This window comes from Polaromonas jejuensis NBRC 106434 (assembly GCF_001598235.1).
In the GTDB taxonomy this organism is placed as follows: domain Bacteria; phylum Pseudomonadota; class Gammaproteobacteria; order Burkholderiales; family Burkholderiaceae_C; genus Polaromonas; species Polaromonas jejuensis.
Window position 1 is genome coordinate 1 of the sequence record NZ_BCYO01000032.1, and the last position, 17,447, is coordinate 17,447.

At 65.1% G+C, this 17,447-nt stretch carries 11 protein-coding genes; 5 read left to right on the forward strand and 6 right to left on the reverse strand.

The window, feature by feature from the left end; genetic code table 11:
- Positions 1-37: 37 nt before the first annotated feature.
- On the forward strand, positions 38-3,757 hold the full coding sequence (gene putA, locus PJE01S_RS21385; protein ID WP_084389696.1) for a trifunctional transcriptional regulator/proline dehydrogenase/L-glutamate gamma-semialdehyde dehydrogenase: 3,720 nt from the start codon (positions 38-40) through the stop codon (positions 3,755-3,757).
- A gap of 249 nt (positions 3,758-4,006) precedes the next feature.
- Here putA and PJE01S_RS21390 read toward each other — a convergent pair whose 3' ends face one another.
- The 6 genes from PJE01S_RS21390 to PJE01S_RS21415 all read right to left on the reverse strand — a co-directional run bounded on the left by PJE01S_RS21390 (position 4,007) and on the right by PJE01S_RS21415 (position 12,650).
- Positions 4,007-5,305 carry a Glu/Leu/Phe/Val family dehydrogenase gene (locus tag PJE01S_RS21390; protein ID WP_068835747.1) on the reverse strand — a complete coding sequence of 433 codons (1,299 nt, stop codon included), beginning with the start codon at positions 5,303-5,305 and terminating at the stop codon, positions 4,007-4,009.
- Positions 5,306-5,391: 86 nt separating this feature from the next.
- The gene (locus PJE01S_RS21395) at positions 5,392-6,699 is read right to left on the reverse strand and encodes an NAD(P)/FAD-dependent oxidoreductase (RefSeq protein ID WP_218017550.1); all 1,308 of its coding nucleotides are present in this window, start codon (positions 6,697-6,699) and stop codon (positions 5,392-5,394) included.
- Positions 6,700-6,893: 194 nt separating this feature from the next.
- Entirely contained in the window at positions 6,894-8,081 is a 1,188-nt protein-coding gene (locus PJE01S_RS21400; protein WP_068835750.1) for a lactonase family protein, read from the reverse strand.
- A gap of 37 nt (positions 8,082-8,118) precedes the next feature.
- Positions 8,119-9,849: a D-lactate dehydrogenase gene (gene dld / locus PJE01S_RS21405; protein WP_068835751.1), complete on the reverse strand. Its 1,731-nt coding sequence runs from the start codon at positions 9,847-9,849 to the stop codon at positions 8,119-8,121.
- Positions 9,850-9,884: 35 nt separating this feature from the next.
- Positions 9,885-11,363: an NAD-dependent succinate-semialdehyde dehydrogenase gene (locus PJE01S_RS21410; RefSeq protein WP_068835752.1), complete on the reverse strand. Its 1,479-nt coding sequence runs from the start codon at positions 11,361-11,363 to the stop codon at positions 9,885-9,887.
- A gap of 12 nt (positions 11,364-11,375) precedes the next feature.
- Entirely contained in the window at positions 11,376-12,650 is a 1,275-nt protein-coding gene (locus tag PJE01S_RS21415) for a 4-aminobutyrate--2-oxoglutarate transaminase (protein ID WP_084389691.1), read from the reverse strand.
- Between the two features lie 419 nt (positions 12,651-13,069).
- Between PJE01S_RS21415 and PJE01S_RS21420 the strand changes: the two genes are divergently transcribed.
- The 4 genes from PJE01S_RS21420 to PJE01S_RS21435 all read left to right on the forward strand — a co-directional run bounded on the left by PJE01S_RS21420 (position 13,070) and on the right by PJE01S_RS21435 (position 17,447).
- A complete protein-coding gene (locus tag PJE01S_RS21420) occupies positions 13,070-13,936 on the forward strand; it encodes a FadR/GntR family transcriptional regulator (protein ID WP_084389692.1) in 867 nt (288 codons plus the stop codon).
- 81 nt (positions 13,937-14,017) lie between these two features.
- The gene (locus PJE01S_RS21425) at positions 14,018-15,535 is read left to right on the forward strand and encodes an ABC transporter substrate-binding protein (protein ID WP_245660913.1); all 1,518 of its coding nucleotides are present in this window, start codon (positions 14,018-14,020) and stop codon (positions 15,533-15,535) included.
- A gap of 86 nt (positions 15,536-15,621) precedes the next feature.
- Complete coding sequence (locus tag PJE01S_RS21430; RefSeq protein ID WP_068835770.1) at positions 15,622-16,542, forward strand: ABC transporter permease; 921 nt, start codon at positions 15,622-15,624, stop codon at positions 16,540-16,542.
- Positions 16,539-17,447 carry an ABC transporter permease gene (locus tag PJE01S_RS21435; RefSeq protein ID WP_169804415.1) on the forward strand — a complete coding sequence of 303 codons (909 nt, stop codon included), beginning with the start codon at positions 16,539-16,541 and terminating at the stop codon, positions 17,445-17,447. Before PJE01S_RS21430 ends, PJE01S_RS21435 begins: the two co-directional genes overlap by 4 nt.

Genomic DNA, 17,447 nt, shown 5'->3' on the forward strand with positions numbered 1-17,447 from the left:
AACGTCCTTCTCTGCGGCGGAAGGCGCTTTCACGCCGATGCTGACCGGCCGTAGCTCGCTGCGCGACGCCATCACGGCCGCGTACCGCCGTCCCGAACCCGAAGCCGTGGCCGACCTGCTGCGCCAGGCCGCCATGCCCGAGACCGAGAGCGCCCAGGTCCATGCGCTCGCGCGGCGCATCGCCCAGACCTTGCGCGAGCGCAAGGCCACCGGTGGACGCACGGGCCTCGTGCAGGGGCTGCTGCAGGAGTTTGCCCTGTCCTCGCAGGAAGGCGTGGCGTTGATGTGTCTGGCCGAGGCACTGCTGCGAATTCCGGATGCAGCCACGCGCGATGCACTGATCCGCGACAAGGTCAGCGCGGGCAACTGGCGCTCGCACCTGGGGCAAAGCCCCTCGCTTTTCGTCAATGCGGCGGCCTGGGGCCTGCTGCTGACCGGCAAGCTGGTTTCCACGCACAGCGAAGCGGGCCTGTCGTCGTCCCTCGGTCGGCTAATCGGCAAAGGGGGCGAGCCGCTGATCCGCAAGGGCGTGGACATGGCGATGCGCATGATGGGCGAGCAGTTCGTCACCGGCGAGACTATTGGCGAGGCGCTGGCCAATGCGCGCAAGCACGAAGCACAAGGCTTCCGCTACAGCTACGACATGCTCGGAGAGGCTGCCCTGACGGCCGAGGACGCCCGGCGCTACCTGGCTTCCTATGAACGGGCGATCCACGAAATCGGGAAGGCATCCAACGGACGCGGAATCTACGAGGGCCCAGGCATCTCCATCAAACTGTCGGCCTTGCATCCGCGCTATAGCCGCGCGCAGTACGCGCGCGTGATGGACGAGCTCTACCCCGTCGTGCTGCGCCTGACGGAGCTCGCCAAGCGCTATGACATTGGGCTGAATATCGATGCCGAGGAAGCGGATCGTCTAGAACTCTCGCTGGACCTGCTGGAGCGCCTGTGCCACGAGCCGTCCCTGGCAGGCTGGAACGGCATCGGCTTCGTGATCCAGGCCTACCAGAAGCGCTGCCCCTTCGTGATCGACCATGTCGTCGATCTGGCTCGCCGCAGCGGGCACCGCCTGATGATCCGCCTGGTCAAGGGAGCATATTGGGACAGCGAAATCAAGCGTGCCCAGCTCGACGGGCTGGACGACTACCCCGTCTACACCCGAAAGCCCCACACGGACCTCTCGTACATTGCCTGTGCGCGCAAGCTGCTGGCGGCGCCCGAGGCGGTCTTCCCGCAGTTCGCCACGCACAACGCCCACACGCTCGCGGCCATCTACCGGCTCGCCGGCCAGAACTACTACGCGGGCCAGTACGAGTTCCAGTGCCTGCACGGCATGGGCGAATCGCTCTATGAACAGGTCGTCGGGCCGCTGGCCGGGGGCAAGCTGGGCCGCCCCTGCCGCATTTACGCCCCGGTGGGCACGCACGAGACGCTGCTGGCCTATCTGGTGCGGCGCCTGCTGGAGAACGGTGCCAACACCTCGTTCGTGAACCGCATCGCCGACGGCAGCATCCCCATTGATGCGCTGGTGCAGGACCCTGCGGAGGCCATCGCCCAAGCCGCCGCGCGCGACGGCGTCGTGGGACTACCTCACCCGGCCATCCCATTGCCCAGCGCGCTCTATGGCGAGAAACGCGCCAACTCCCGCGGCCTGGACTTGGCCAACGAGGCCCAACTGGCCGCGCTGTCCCGCGTGCTCGGGGAAGGCGCACACGCCGTCTGGACGGCCGAGCCCCTACTCGCCGACGGTGTGGCGCCGCAGGGAGAGCCCTCCACCGCTCAGCCGGTGCGCAACCCCGCCAACCATGACGACACCGTGGGCCAGGTTCGCGAGGCTTCCGAGGCTGACGTATGCGCGGCCCTCGACACCGCCGTGGCGCAGGCTCCCGTCTGGGCTGAGCAGGAACCCGCCCAGCGCGCGGCAGCGCTGTTGCGCGCCGCCGACGGCCTGGAAGCCAGCATGCCCCGTCTCATGGGCCTGCTCATGCGCGAAGCCGGCAAGACCGCCGCCAATGCCATCTCCGAAGTGCGCGAGGCCGTGGACTTCCTGCGCTACTACGCGGTGCAGGTTAACAGCAGCTTTGATAACGCCACCCATCTGCCATTGGGCCCAGTGGTCTGCATAAGCCCCTGGAACTTCCCGCTGGCCATTTTTACCGGCCAGGTAGCGGCAGCACTGGCAGCCGGTAACACTGTGTTGGCCAAGCCGGCTGAGCAGACGCCGCTGGTTGCCGCTGAGGCCGTACGCGCACTGTGGGCGGCGGGCGTGCCGCGCGGCGCGCTGCAACTACTGCCGGGACGAGGTGAGACCGTCGGTGCGCAGCTCGTGGGCGACGAGCGCGTCAAGGGAGTGATGTTCACCGGCTCCACCGAGGTCGCGCGCCTCCTGCAGCGCGCGCTGGTCGGGCGCGTGGACGAGCATGGCGCCGCCATTCCACTGATCGCCGAGACGGGCGGGCAGAACGCGATGATCGTGGACTCGTCCGCGCTGGTGGAACAGGTCGTGGGCGACATCATTGCGTCGGCCTTCGACAGCGCCGGCCAGCGCTGCTCGGCACTGCGCGTGCTGTGCGTGCAGGAAGACGCGGCCGACCGCGTGATCGACATGCTGCGCGGTGCAATGAACGAATACCGGATTGGCGACCCCGGGCAGCTCGATGTGGACATCGGCCCGGTCATCGATGCTGAAGCTAAGGCCAACATCGAGAAGCACGTCGAGTTCATGCGCGCCAAGGGGCGGCGAGTGTACCGACCCGCCAGTGCGGCGCCGCCTCAGGGAACCTTCGTGCTCCCCACGCTCATCGAAGTCGACAGCATCGCCGACCTGCAGCGCGAGATCTTTGGCCCGGTGCTGCACGTCGTTCGTTACGAGCGCCCCGCGCTGCGCGAGGTGGTGGAGGCTATCAACGCCACCGGCTACGGCCTGACGCTGGGCGTGCACACGCGCATCGACGAAACCATCGCCCAGGTGGTCGACCAGGCACGGGTGGGCAACGTCTACGTGAACCGCAACATCGTCGGCGCGGTGGTGGGCGTTCAGCCCTTCGGCGGTGAAGGCCTGTCGGGCACCGGCCCCAAGGCCGGCGGTCCGCTGTATCTGCTGCGTCTGCTGGCGCGCAGCCCGGCCGGCGCCGCACGCGCAGCCATCTTGAGAGACGATGCGGTGGCGAGCGCCACCGCATCGTCCACGGAGTCAGCGGCGGAGCCGACGGGCCCGCTGGCCGCACTGCGAGACTGGGCTTCAGCCCATGGCCAGTCCCAGTTGGCCAATGCGTGCGCATCCATGCACCAGCACTCGCCAAGCGGGCTGACCCGCGTGCTACCAGGGCCCACTGGCGAGCGCAATGTCTACAGCACAGTGGCCCGTGATCGGGTGCTGTGCTTGGCCGCCGAACCGGACGACCTTCTTGCACAGTTGGCAGCCACCTGCGCGGTTGGCGCCATGGCCGTCTGGCCCGTCGAGGCCCATGACCTGCTGGGGCGCTTGCCGCCGGGGCTCCGGAGCCATGTAACCCTGGTGGAAGACTGGAAGTGTCCCAGCGTGCTGTACGACGTGGTACTTCACACCGGCGATGCGGCAGAGCTGCTCGACGTATCAGCCACGCTTGCGCGGCGCCCGGGGCCTATCGTGAGCGTGACGTCGATCAAGCCTGGCGCGTACGAGAGCGTGGCGCTGGAACGTTTGGTCATCGAGCGCTCGCTGAGCCTCAACACTGCGGCAGCCGGGGGGAACGCCAGCTTGATGACCATCGGTTGATAACTGGTCCGGAATTGGCGCTTATCGCGTCGACCGAACCGGCCATTCGCCAAGCCCGACGAGTGCGGCCAAACTGACGTCACCGCCTGCTGTGCTACCCGTCGAGGGAATTTCTCCTGGCAAAGGAGGCGCTCGGCGACGCCTTCCTTTGATGCGCAGGAGTTGAAACGATGGTGAACGTAAGACAATGCGATGCAAGTCCATATGTGGAGCCTTGCCAAAGCAGCGTCGGGGCACCATTGCCAAGCTTCATGGATACAGGCCGCGTTCCTCGCGCGCCATCAGGATACGTTCACAGGCAACCGCGTAAGTCGCCGTGCGCAGCGAGATTCTGTGCTGGTCGGCCTTTTCCCAGATGTGGTTCAAGGCGCCCACCATGATGCGATCCAGCCGCTGGTTGATCTCGTCTTCGGTCCAGAAGAAGCTGGAAAAGTCCTGCACCCATTCGAAGTAGGAGACCGTCACGCCGCCGGCGTTGCAGATCACATCCGGGACGACGAGCACCCCGCGTTCAGCCAGGATGTCGTCGGCCTGTGGCACGGTGGGACCGTTGGCGCCTTCGAGCACCAGCTTGGCGTTGACCCGGTTCGCGCGCGCGGCGGTCAGCTGCCCCTCGAGCGCTGCGGGAATCAGGATATCTGCCTTGACATTCCAGAACTCTTCGTTGTCGCAACGTTGCCCTTCCTTGAAGTTCGCAATGCCCCCCTCGCTCTTGGCAAAGGCAATGAGCCGTGGCATGTCAAAGCCCTGCTCGTTGATCAGCGTACCGGTGTGATCCTGTACGGCCACGACTCTTGCCCCCGCCTCCGCGAACAATTCGGCCGCGACCGATCCCACGTTGCCGAAGCCCTGCACGGCAACTCGCGCTGATTGAAGATCCAGTCCGATGCGCCGCGCGGCTTCCCGCCCAGTGACGAATACGCCTCTCCCCGTGGCCTTGACACGGCCCAGAGATCCGCCGAGGTGGATGGGTTTGCCCGTCACCACGCCGGTGGCGGTTGCCCCGCTGTTGATGGAATAGGTGTCCATCATCCAGGCCATGATTTCCGCGTTCGTGTTCACATCGGGCGCGGGAATGTCGCTGTGCGGGCCGATGATGATGCCGATCTCGCTCGTATATCGGCGTGTCAGGCGCTCCAACTCCTTCTTTGACAGCTGCTTGGGCTCGACGCGAACGCCGCCCTTGGCGCCGCCATAGGGCAGATTTACCGCCGCGCACTTGACGGTCATCCAGGCGGACAAGGCCATCACCTCTTCGAGGGTCACGTCGGGGTGGAACCGCACGCCGCCCTTGCCGGGCCCACGCGACAGGTTGTGCTGCACGCGATAGCCCTCGAAGTGGGCGATGCTGCCGTCGTCCAGCTCGATCGGCACGTCAACGACCAACGCGCGCTTGGGACGCTTGAGGGTCTCCCCCCAGCGGGCCAGGCTGCCCAGGTAGGGCATGACCCGATCCACTTGCGAGAGGTAGGTGTCCCATGGACTGCCCGGGACAGGGTTGACATAGGAAAGAGAGCTGACGCTGCCCGGTTTGATGTTTTCGCTCATAGAGTGCTTCCTTTAGGTTAGGTTGATTCCGAACCGCGTGCTGTGCCGCGGCAAATTGATTCGTGACATAGAGCGCGGGCGTGCAGTCAGTGCAACTTCACGCGCGGTCGGGTTCCTCGGGAGAGAAAGCGTGCCAACATATCGAGGGCCGCCTTGGGCAGGCCATGTAGCGCTCGCTGGTGCATCTGGTACAGAGACACGTACATCAACCAGGCGAAGTAACCCTCCAGCCACAGGTTGCGACCGACCAGCCCGCCCATGAGGTTGCCCACCGTGCTGTACCTTCCGAGCGAAATGAGCGAACCGAAATCTCGGTACCGCCACGGCTTCAGGGGCTTGCCGGCCAAACGCCTGACGAGACCGTCGGCCAGATGCGAGGCCTGTTGGTGCGCGGCCTGCGCGCGCGGCGGTACGCACAAGTTGTCTTCGCGCCCGAGCCAGGGACACGCTGCGCAGTCGCCGATGGCGAACACGTCATCATCAAGAGCGCTCTGCAGCGTGGGGCGTACCCGCAACTGATGGATGCCGTTGCTTTCCAGGCCATCGAGTCCACTCAGAAACTCCGGTGCCTTGACTCCCGCCGCCCAGACCACCAGTTCCGCAGGAATGCAGCGCCCGTCGGCCAGCTGGACGGAGCGCTCCAGCACCTCCGAAACGCGTGCCCCGGTATGGACCGTGACGTTCAGCGCTTGCAACTGCCTCGCGGCGCCCTCCGAAAGACGGTGTGGCACGGCCGGCAGGATGCGCGGGCCTGCCTCGATCAGATGAATGCCGAGCTGGGTATGGTCCAGACGCTCCAGGCCGTAGCTCAGCAGCTCTCGCGTGGTGTGCGTTAGTTCCGCAGCGAGCTCGACGCCCGTGGCGCCGGCGCCAATGATTGCCACCTGCAGTTGGTGCGGGCGCAGTGCCTCGCTTTGCGCGTGCGCGCGGATGCAGGCGTTGACGAGACGCCGATGGAACTGCTCCGCGTCGGCAGGCGTCTCCAGCGCGATCGCATGCTCACGCACTCCCGGCGTTCCGAAGTCGTTTGTCCGGCTTCCCACCGCCAGTACCAGGGTGTCGTAGGCGATGTCGCGCAGCGGCGTGACGACCTCGCCGAACTCGTCGACGTGCGGCGCGAGATGCACCACCCGCCGGTTTCGATCCAGCCCAGTCATTTCACCAATGCGGTCGGTGAAGCCATGCCAGTGGCCTTGCGCCATGTAGCTCAGCTCGTGCATGCCCAGGTTCATGCTGCCAGCGGCGATCTCGTGCAGGTGCGGCTTCCAGAAGTGGGTGGACTTCTTGTCGATGAGGGTGATGTGCGCGCGTCCACGTTTTCCGAGACGGTCGCCCAGCATGGTGGCCAGTTCCAGGCCGCCGGCACCGCCGCCGACGATCACGATGCGGTGCAGCGAATCCGCTCCAGTTGTCTGCTGTGTCGGGCTCATGAACTAGACCCTCGGATGCGTGCCCGGCAAGAGGACTCTCGCATCGACCTGGGCCATCTGCGTCTTGCGAGTACACGCAGGCCCTCGATGTTGGTGATGATGGTCATGCGCAAGTAACCTTCGGCAGTTTCTTTTGGAGGCGTCCGGGCATGACGTTGTCAGTAAGCCACCGCGCGCATGGCAGCCGGATGCCCTGGCAACTTGATGCGCTGACCGGTGTCCTTCAGGCGATCGCCATCGACGCGCAGGACCGAGATGTCGCCGTCCAAGAAGTTACCGACGTAGAGGTACTGCCCGTCCGGACTGAAGACCACGCCTTCGGGCAATGCGCCGACTTCGACTTCGGCCACCTTGCTGACCTTGCGCCCGTCGATCTTGAGCAGGGCCACGGAACCCTTCGGGTGGTAGAACCAACTCTTGCGGTCATTGTTGGAACCGCGGATCAGGGCAACCGCCGCATGCCTGCCGGTCGGGCTGACGGCCAGGCCTTCGGGACCGTCGTCCACCACGACCTTGTCGATGGTGCGCGGCGGGCTGGCCTCCAGGTCCACCACGCTGATCGTGTCGACATGACCGTCCGACGCATTCGGATTGCCCATGTCCAGCGAGAGCGCCAAGCGTCCGTCGGGAGTCACCGCGACGTTATAGGGCGTTACGCCGACGCCGATGTCGTTCTTCTTGTCGTAGCTCGCCTTGCCGTTGTCGAAGTGGATGACGCCCAGGGCGTTGGCGTTCATCTTGACCACGAAGGCGCGCTTGCCGTCGGCCGCGAAGCTCACGGCCACCACGTGTTCGCCGATCGCCACCGTGTCGCTGACGCTGACCCGGCCGCCTTCGATGTTGAGCACGGTCACCGAGTTGTCGGCGCGGTTGGCGACGAGGCCCATGCGCCCATCACGGCTGATGGCCATGCCGGACGGCTGACGGCCCACCGTGACGGTGTCGACCACTTTGGGCGGGTTGGCGCCAAGGTCGATGACGTTCAGTTTGTTGTCGGGCGCCGGCTTCCACGCTTCGCCATCCTTGTTCCAGGCCATTGGGTTCGTGATATAGGCGAACCGCTGGTCCGGCGCAACGGCCAGGTTGGTCGGTGGGCCGAAGATGGAGTTGTCGAGCTTGAGCGTCGCCACGAGTTGCGGCATGGCCGGATTACGCCCAATGTCGAAGATCTGCACGCTGTCCTGCCCGGGTGGCAGGAAGCGGATGCGACCGTTTTCGTCCCAGGTCACTTTTTCGTCATTGCCAACGATCATGTAGGCAGGATCGGCGGCGTGCGCCGCAGGGAGGGCACTCAGGCCCACCAGGGCCGCCGCGAACCACGCAATGGCGCGTGCTGGTTTCTTCATATGCTTTGTCTCCAGAAAGTGATGGCGTGGCGGTGCCCTACGCATAGAACTTGCGCTTGGACATCCGGCCCACACCGGGGTTGAAGGAATTCGTCGGATCGGTTTCTCGGTAGAAGGCGGCCAGCGCCGGCTTCGCGGTATAGAGGTGGCCCACGTTGTGTTCAGCGGGGTATTCGCCGCCCTTGGCCGCGATGAGTTCCAGGACCCGCTCCTTGAGGGCTTTCAAGTCGGCGCCCTTCTTCACGATGTAGTCGTGGTGAAAAACGTGACACAGGAAGTGCCCGTAGCAGTACCGCCCGGCCAGTTGGCGGGCGACATCGTCAGGCAGGTGTTCGACCCAGTCGCGCGTATTGCGCGGCAGCGCGAAGTCGAGCGAAAAGACGCCTTCGACCTCGTCACCGTGCACGGCCTTGAAGCGGATGGCCGCACCACCGGCGACGAAGCGGTGAAGAAAGGCCTTGTCACCTTCTTCCGGCGTACTGGCGAACCAGCCCCCGTCGTCGGGGTCGGCCAGCAGCCGCTCCAGCAACTGCTGGGTCTGCCCGATGCCCCGACCAGCCACCTTCAGGAGCAGCAGGTGTTCGTAGCGATCTCGCAAGGCCCGCAATCTCGGTGGCAAATGCTCCGGCAGCAGTTGTCCCAACACTTGCGAGATCCGGTCCGCGGGATGCTCAGGCAGGAACTTCAAGCGACCGCACAGGCGGTCCACGTGAGACTTCCACGCGAAAATGCGCGGCATCGCATCGGTACCGAAGCGCTCGATGACGGCGAACATGTCCTTCGCGTAGCGCGCGGACAAGTCGAAGATGTCGCGGTGCATGTATTCACAGGCCACGGGCAACTCCACGCCGGGCGCGAGCAGGCAGCGCCTCAACTCGGTCAACAGTGCGGGCTCGTGCACGCCGATGCAGAACACCTGCGATTGCGCATCGGCCTCGAAGGTATCCAGCCTCACCGCGAAGACGGCGAGCTTGCCCGCGCTGCCAGACGCCTCGTACAACCGCGCCGGATCGGCGTTGAAGCGCGCGGGCGTCGCGGCGTCAACGTCGCGCACCCGGACCTTGTAGTCCGTGCACGAGGCCTCCCGGTCCGCGGCGTTCTCGATATCGGCCTCGGTGTAGTCGCCCATGTCCAGGCGCATGAGGATGGCTTCGGGCGTATCGCCGAGCCGGACCCCGAGGTGATTCACCAGTTGCAGGGTGCCCGATGCATCGACACGAGCGAACAGCGCCACCTCGGTGTAGGCCGGCCCCCGCCGCACCAGCATGCCGCCGGAGTTGTTGCAGATGCCACCGATCACGGAGGCGCCGATGCACGAAGAACCAATTTCCGAATGCGGCTCCCGTCCATAGGGTTTGAGCAGACGCTCCAGGCGGTGCAAGGTCGCGCCGGGAAAACAAATGACCTGCCGGCCCTGGCCGATCACGCGGATGGTGTTCATCAGCAGCGTGCTGATGACGACGACGTCGCGCCCGCACTCGTCGGGTCGGCCATGGGGCGTGGACCCTTCCGTGAGACCGGTGTTGGCGGCCTGCATCACCACCGCCTTGCCAGCGGTGACGCAGGCCTGCAATACCTGCCATTGCTCCAGCAACCGTCGGGGAAACACCACCGCGAGGGCTTCGCCCTCACCGGAACGGAAGCCCCTGCGATAGCGCTGCGAGCGGCGACGATCGGTCAGCACGTTGCGCGGGCCGACGATCTCGCGCAAGCGATCGATGAACGCAACGTCTTCGGACGAACGGTCGGAGTGGCTGGGTATCTGCATCTGGACTTCTCGATCGAGCCGGTCCGGCCCGAAGGCTAGGCGGTGATGTCCCCCAGGCAGAGGTACTTGAGCTCGACGTACTCCTCAATGCCGTGCTCCGAGCCTTCGCGCCCCAGGCCCGATTGCTTGACGCCCCCGAAGGGCACGTGCTCCATCGAGATCAGTCCGGTGTTGACGCCCACCATGCCGTACTCCAGCGCTTCGCCCACGCGGAAGATGCGGCCGACGTCGCGACTGTAGAAATAGCTCGCGAGGCCGGACTCGGTGGCGTTGGCCGCAGTGATCGCTTCGCCTTCGGTCTTGAAGCGGAACACGGGCGCGAACGGCCCGAAGGTCTCCTCGCGGGCACACAGCATGTCGGACGTGGCGTCGGCCACCACCGTGGGTTCGAAGAACTGTCCCGCCAGCCGCCGGCCACCGGTCACGACCCGGCCGCCCTTGGACAAGGCATCCTGCACATGGCGTTCGACCTTCGCCACCGCCGCCTCCTCGATCAGCGGGCCCTGGTCGACGCCCGGCTCGAAGCCGTTGCCCACCTTGGCCTTGCGCACGCGGGCAGCGAACTTCTGCACGAACTCGTCGTAGACGCCGTCCTGCACATAGATGCGGTTGGTGCACACGCAGGTCTGGCCGGCATTGCGGTACTTGCTGGCGAAAGCGCCCTCCACAGCGCTGTCGATGTCGGCATCGTCGAAGACGATGAAGGGCGCGTTGCCGCCGAGCTCCAGCGAGAGCTTCTTGACCGTCGGCGCGCACTGGGCCATCAGGATGCGACCCACCTCGGTGGAGCCGGTGAAGGAGAGGTGGCGTACCACATCGCTGGCGCACAGCGCCTTGCCCACGGCAATGCTGTTGTCGCTGTCGGCGGTGACGACGTTGAGCACGCCGGCCGGGATACCGGCGCGAATGGCCAGTTCGGCCGCAGCCAGCGCGGTCAGCGGGGTCAGTTCGGCCGGCTTGATGACGACCGGGCAGCCCGCGGCGAGCGCCGGAGCCACCTTGCGCGTGATCATGGCCAGCGGGAAGTTCCATGGCGTGATGGCGGCGCACACGCCGATCGGCTGCTTGAGCACCAACTGGCGGCGGCTCTCGTCGAAGTGCGGCAGGGTCTCGCCGTTCACGCGCTTGGCCTGTTCGGCGAACCACTCGACGAAGCTCGCGCCATAGGCCACCTCGCCCTTGGCCTCGGCGAGGGGCTTGCCTTGCTCCGCGGTCATCAGGCGCGCCAGATCGTCCTGGTTCGCCATGAGCAGGTCGAACCACTTGCGCAGCAGCTGGCTGCGAGCCTTGGCGCCCAGGCGGCGCCAGCCGCTCCAGGCCGCATTCGCGGCGGCAATGGCGGCTTCGGCGTCCGTCGCGCCCAGGTTGGCGACGTCGGCCAGCTTCTGGCCGGTGGCGGGGTCGTGCACATCGAAGCGGTTCGCACCGGCCACCCATTGGCCGTTGATCAGCGCGTCGGTCTTGAGCAGGCTCGGGTCTGCGAGTCCGTCCAGGGGAGAGTTCATCTTGGTCATCTGGTGAGCCCCTTAGTCCTGCACGGCCCGCTCGATGATGTCCAGTGCCTTGGCGAACAGCGCATCGTCGATGGTCAGCGGGTAGAGGAAGCGGATCGCGTTGCCGTACATGCCGCAGCTCAGCAGCAGCAGGCCTTCTTCCAGGGCTTTGCGCTGGACCTGCTGCAGGCGCGCCGCATCGGGCTTGCCTGTTTTGGGATCGCGGAACTCGATGGCGATCATCGATCCCAGGCCGCGCACTTCGGCGATGACCGGGAAGCGTTCGCGCAGGGCTTCGAGGCGCTGGGTGAGCAGGGCGCCCAGGCGCTGGGATCGCTCGCACAGTTTTTCCTCGGCCAGTACGTCCAGCACCGCGTGCGCGGCCGCCACCGCCAGCGGATTCGCCGCATAGGTGCCGCCGAGGCCACCCGGCGCCGGGGCATCCATGACCTGGGAACGGCCACACACGCCCGACAGGGGCAGACCGCCAGCCAGGCTCTTGGCCATGGTGATCAGGTCGGGCTTGACGCCGAAGTGTTCCATGGCGAAGACCTTGCCGGTGCGCCCGAAGCCGGTCTGGATCTCGTCGGCGATGAGGAGCATGCCGTGCTGGTCGCATAGAGCGCGCAGACCGCGCATCAGCTCAGGGGGGGCGACGTTGAAGCCGCCTTCGCCCTGCACCGGCTCGAGGATGATCGCCGCGACGCGCTGCGGATCGACATCGGACTTGAACAGGGCTTCGATGGCGGCCAGCGCATCGTCCGTGCTCACGCCCTGCAGCGCCGAGGGGTAGGGCACATGGTAGACGTCGCTCGGGAAGGGGCCGAAGCCGAGCTTGTAGGGCGCGACTTTGCCGGTCAAGGCCATGCCCATCAGCGTTCGTCCGTGGAACGCGCCGCCGAAGGCGATCACGCCAGGACGCCCGGTGTGGGCGCGGGCGATCTTGATGGCGTTCTCGACGGCTTCGGCGCCCGTGGTGAAGAACGCGGTTTTGGCCGGTCCCTCGATCGGCGCGAGGGCGTTGATGCGCTCGGCCAGGACCACGGCGCTTTCGTAGGGAACGATCTGGTAGGCCGTGTGGGTAAAGCGCTGAAGCTGCTCTTCCACGGCCCGGACGATCCGGGGATGGCGGTGCCCGGTGTTGACTACGGCGATGCCGGCTGCGAAGTCAATGTACTCGCGGCCTTCGACGTCCCACAGCGAGGCGTTGTCGGCGCGGTCTGCGTAGAAGCCGCACATCACGCCCACGCCACGGGGCGTGGCGGCGAGGCGGCGTTGCTGCAATTCGGAATTTGATGGTTTGTTCACGGGGGGTGCTCCTGCAATGTCGGAAAGAACTGCATTACATCGGACGGTTGATTCCTTCTAAAGAGCCAATCCAAGGTTTCGGAAAGAGCCAATCGCCGACGGAGCAATCGAGGGCCGCACCAATCTGGGTCAAGGCGACCACGGGCCCCGCACCGCGTGCGTGCGCCAGTCCTATTACCGCGCACGGAATTCATGCATTGGACCTTGATGATTTCGTGATTTCTTTTAATTGGCCGGACCACTAGTCCAATATATTGGTGCTGGCACGCTTCTTGATAGGTGTTTTCTTTACCTATGTTGTTGTTTTAATTAAAGAATTATCAAGACTTTTTGTTGATAGGGAAAACCCCATGTCATGGTTTTGTCATGATGATTTATTCTTAAGTGGCCTGACCACTAATCCAATATGGAGTTGACGAATGTTCAATCTGGAAGCTGTTTCCGCCCAGCGCCTCTACCGCCTGATCGCCGAGCGCATCGCGGAGAAGATCCGCGCCGGTGAATTCGCCGTCGGTGCACGCCTGCCCGCCGAGCGGGATCTCGCGGAGGTCCTGCAGGTGAGCCGTTCGTCGGTGCGTGAGGCCTTGATTGCGCTCGAGCTGAGTGGCTACATCGAGGTGCGCGTCGGCAGCGGCGTGTACGTGACGGCGACGCGCGGCAATGACGCGACTCTGTCTGCAATGCCGAGCGTTGTGGGGGTAGGGCAGGACATCGCCAGGATCGCCGGCGACATTGGCCCTTTCGAGCTGCTGGAGGCCCGGCTTCTGATCGAGCCTGAATGCGCGGCTTACGCCGCTCAGAAGGGCACGGACGAACATCTGACGAAGATTCGCGAGGCTCAGGAAGCGCTCTCGGAAGCAGGCGCTCCGAGCCACTATGACCGGGCATTTCACGCCGCGATTGCGGCCGCATGCGGCAACTCAGCGCTGGAAGCCGTCGTGATGCACATCTGGGACCTCAGCGAAGCCAGCCCGGTGTACCAGCGTCTCGACAAGCACTTTGTCGACAGCAAGGTGTGGGACGTGGCCCTGCACGAGCACGACCGCATTTCAGACGCCATCCTGGATCGCGACCCGATCCGTGCACGCCACGCGATGTACGCCCACCTGCTGGCCATCATGGCCCGCCTGCGCGAAGACTTCGCGGACAGCTTGCCGGACGCCGACGCGTCGACCCAGCCAATTGCGGCCAGCCGGGTTCGGGCGTTTCGTCGAGTCAACGTCGCCAATTTCGCCTCAAGCCGATCCGGGCCAACCGCGGAGCGCGCGTCCCGGCGCAAGCTTTGACATCTACAGCCCCTTCCCGTCAATCCCCTCAATCCGCCCCGCAACCCTCTTGTGCCGTCAAAGGCACCCAAGGAACAAGCCATGATGAAACACACACACTGCTCCCGCTTGCTGATCACGCTGTCCGCCGCGCTCTTGCCCTTGGCTTGCAGCCCCGCCTGGGCGGGCAAAGCCGATGACACGCTCAACGTCGCCTTCGATGCGGCGCCGGCGACGCTGGATGCCTACAAGGAATCGGATCGGCCGGGCCTGGCCCTGGGCCGCATGCTCTACAGCGGCCTGATCCAGAAGAACCAGCAAACCGGCGAGTTCGGACCGGCCATCGCCTCGGCTTACAAGTTCACCGACGACAAGACGCTCGAGTTGACGATCCGCAAGGACGTGCGCTTCCACGACGGCAGCTTGCTGAAACTGGACGACGTGCTCTACACGCTCAACCTGGTCTCGAGCAAGGACTACAACGCGCGCTTCCAGAACACCGTGTCCTGGATCGCCGGCGTGGACAAGGTGTCCGACAACACCATCCGCATTCGCATGAAGGAGCCATTCCCGCTGGCCCTGGAAATGCTGTCGGAGAACCTGCCGATCTATCCGCGCAGCTACTACGAAAAGGCCCAGTCGGACATGGGGGTGAAGCCTATCGGAACCGGCCCCTACCGCCTCGCTGAAAGCCAGCCCGGAAGCCGTTACGTGTTCGAGCGTTTCGATGGCTATTTCGGCAGCAAGCCCGCAATTCAGCGCCTGGTGGTTCGCATCCTGCCGGATGCCAACACGCAATACGCCGAGCTGCTCGGCGGCGGACTCGACTGGATCTGGCGCCTGCCGCCCGACGCTGCCAAGCGCATGGCCAGCCAGCCCAACGTCGATGTCAAGAGCAGCAGCATCATGCGGATCAGCTACATCAACATCAATCCGGCGTTCCAGGAAGGCAAGTCTCCGCTGGCCAACGTCAAGGTTCGGCAGGCGATCAACATGGCGATCGACCGCGAGTCGATTCGCAAGGCGCTGGTTGGAGGCTCTTCGAAGCTGACCGACTCGGCCTGCAACCCCCTGCAGTTCGGCTGTACCACCGACGTGCGCACCTATTCCTACGATCCGCAGAAAGCCAAGGCCTTGCTGGCCGAGGCCGGCTACGCCAATGGTTTCACGATCGACATGGTGGTGGCCAATCCGCCGCGCTCCATCCTCGAAGCAGCGGCGGCCAACCTCGCCCAGGTCGGCATCAAGGTCAACCTGGTCGAGCAGCAGTTTGGGACGGCCGTGACCAACTGGCGCGACAACAAGGTGGCACTGATGGCGGCGAACTGGGGTTCCTACGGCATCGCCGATGTCGCGCTGTCGACCAGCAACTTCTTCAAGGGTGCCGGCGACGACCTGGTGAAGAACCCGGAGGTGGTCAAGCTGCTGACCGCCGGCGACACCTCGGTCAACCGTGATTTTCGTGCCACGCAATATGGCAAGGCCCTGAAGATCATCGCCGACCAGGCGTACTGGGTGCCGCTGTGGAACCACTCACTCAATGCGGCGCAGGCCAAGAACCTGAACTTCGCCGTGGACAGCGACGAATTCCCGCGCTTCTACAAGGCCAGCTGGAAATAAGCCATGAACCGGACCTTGCACCTCCCGCCTGAAGCTCTCGTCCCTCGCCGGGCGGAGGCCATGCGTCCTGAAATCCGGTGCCCATCATGATCCACTACCTTTTACGCCGGCTACTCGTTTCACTGCTGTTGATCGCCTTCGTCTCGCTCATCAGCTTCGCGCTGGTGTTCGCGTCCGGCAACCCTGCTGCCCGACTTGCCGGCGAGGCGGGCACGGCGGCGGATGCGGCCAACCTGATGACCCAGTACGGCTTTGACCAACCCATCGTGATGCAATACCTGAAATGGCTGGGCGGCGCATTCCGGGGGCACTTCGGCGACAGTCTGTATTTCCACCGTCCGGTGGGCGAATTGCTGGCGCAGCACTTCGCGCTGACGGCCCGGCTGGGTGCGATGGCGATGCTGTTGGCGCTGGCCGTGGCCATCCCCCTCGGCGTGGCGGCCGGTCGCTGGAAAGGGAGTTGGGTGGACAAGCTCGCGCTGACGCTGGCCTCCCTCGGCCAGGCCATGCCGCCGTTTTGCCTGGCCTTCCTGCTCATCATCGTCTTCAGCGTGCAGCGCACCTGGTTGCCGGCCTCCGGCTTCGACACCTGGCGGCACTACCTGATGCCGACCGCCACGCTGGCAGTGTTCGCCATGCCGGCGATCATCCGCCTGATGCGCTCGGAAATGGATACCGTGCTGCGTTCAGACTACATCCGCACCGCGCGTGCCATGGGCCTGGTGGAGCGCAAGGTGGTCCTCAAGTACGCCCTGCGCAACGCGCTGCGTCCCACGGTTTCTCTGGCAGCGGCGCAGATGGGCGCGCTGCTGGCGGGCTCGGTGGTGGTGGAGACGGTGTTCGCCATCAATGGCGCCGGCCAACTGGCCTGGATCTCCATCCTGCGTGGCGACTTCCCGACCATCCAGGCGCTGATCCTTGTGTTCTCGCTGTTTTACATCGTCCTGACCATGTGCGCGGATATCGCCAATGGCTGGCTGGACCCCCGCGTGCGCACGCAAGGATGAACGTCATGACCATCACCACCATGGCGCCCACTACGCCCACTACGCCCGCCACGCCGTCCACTCTTGCTCCCAGGCGGTTCACCGGCATCGCCGCGATGCTGCTTCGGCGCTCCTTTCTGGTACTGCTCGCCGGGGTCGTACTGGCCAGCCTGGTCGGACCCTGGCTGATCCATGCGGACCCGTATACCCAGAACCTGCTGCAGCGCATGCAGGAGCCGGTATGGTCCGCTGACGGAAGCTGGGTGCACGTCTTCGGCACCGATCACCTGGGCCGCGATGTGCTGGCCCGACTGCTTTACGGCGTCCGGGTATCCGCACTGATCGGCGTCAGCGTGGCCCTGATGGGCGGCGCCATCGGCACCACGCTCGGCGTGCTGGCCGGCTACTTCGGCGGCAACGTGGACCGCGCCATCTCCTTCCTGATCACGGCGCGCCTGTCGCTGCCCATCATTCTGGTGGCGCTGGCTGTGGTGTCGATGTTCGGCACCTCGCTTTTCATCGTGGTCATGGTGCTCGGCCTGCTGCTGTGGGAACGCTACGCGCTCGTGTCGCGCACCATGGCCGCCAGCCTGCGCAACGCCGAATTCGTGACGGCTTCGCGCATCCAGGGCTGTTCGCACTGGCAGATCATGTGGCACGACATCCTGCCCAACCTGTTCACCAACCTGCTGATTGTCGGAACCATCGACGCGGCGCTGGCGATCACGCTCGAAGCCTCACTGTCCTTCCTGGGCCTGGGCGTGCCACCACCCATGCCCTCTCTCGGCCTGATGATCGCCGAGGGCAAGGACAACATCCTATTTCAACCCTCGCTGGTGGTGATTCCCAGCGTCGTGCTCTTCCTGCTGGTGCTGTGCGTCAACCGCTGCGGCGAGTACCTGCGCGCACGCCAGGCCAAGGACTGA

Bases quoted from the DNA above. Each gene is read 5' to 3' on its own strand.
- PJE01S_RS21435 (WP_169804415.1), top strand. From the start codon at position 16,539: ATGAACGTCATGACCATCACCACCATGGCGCCCACTACGCCCACTACG.
- PJE01S_RS21420 (WP_084389692.1), top strand. From the start codon at position 13,070: ATGTTCAATCTGGAAGCTGTTTCCGCCCAGCGCCTCTACCGCCTGATC.
- PJE01S_RS21390 (WP_068835747.1), bottom strand. From the start codon at position 5,305: ATGAGCGAAAACATCAAACCGGGCAGCGTCAGCTCTCTTTCCTATGTC.
- PJE01S_RS21430 (WP_068835770.1), top strand. From the start codon at position 15,622: ATGATCCACTACCTTTTACGCCGGCTACTCGTTTCACTGCTGTTGATC.
- PJE01S_RS21410 (WP_068835752.1), bottom strand. From the start codon at position 11,363: ATGACCAAGATGAACTCTCCCCTGGACGGACTCGCAGACCCGAGCCTG.
- PJE01S_RS21400 (WP_068835750.1), bottom strand. From the start codon at position 8,081: ATGAAGAAACCAGCACGCGCCATTGCGTGGTTCGCGGCGGCCCTGGTG.
- dld (WP_068835751.1), bottom strand. From the start codon at position 9,849: ATGCAGATACCCAGCCACTCCGACCGTTCGTCCGAAGACGTTGCGTTC.
- putA (WP_084389696.1), top strand. From the start codon at position 38: ATGCTGACCGGCCGTAGCTCGCTGCGCGACGCCATCACGGCCGCGTAC.
- PJE01S_RS21425 (WP_245660913.1), top strand. From the start codon at position 14,018: ATGATGAAACACACACACTGCTCCCGCTTGCTGATCACGCTGTCCGCC.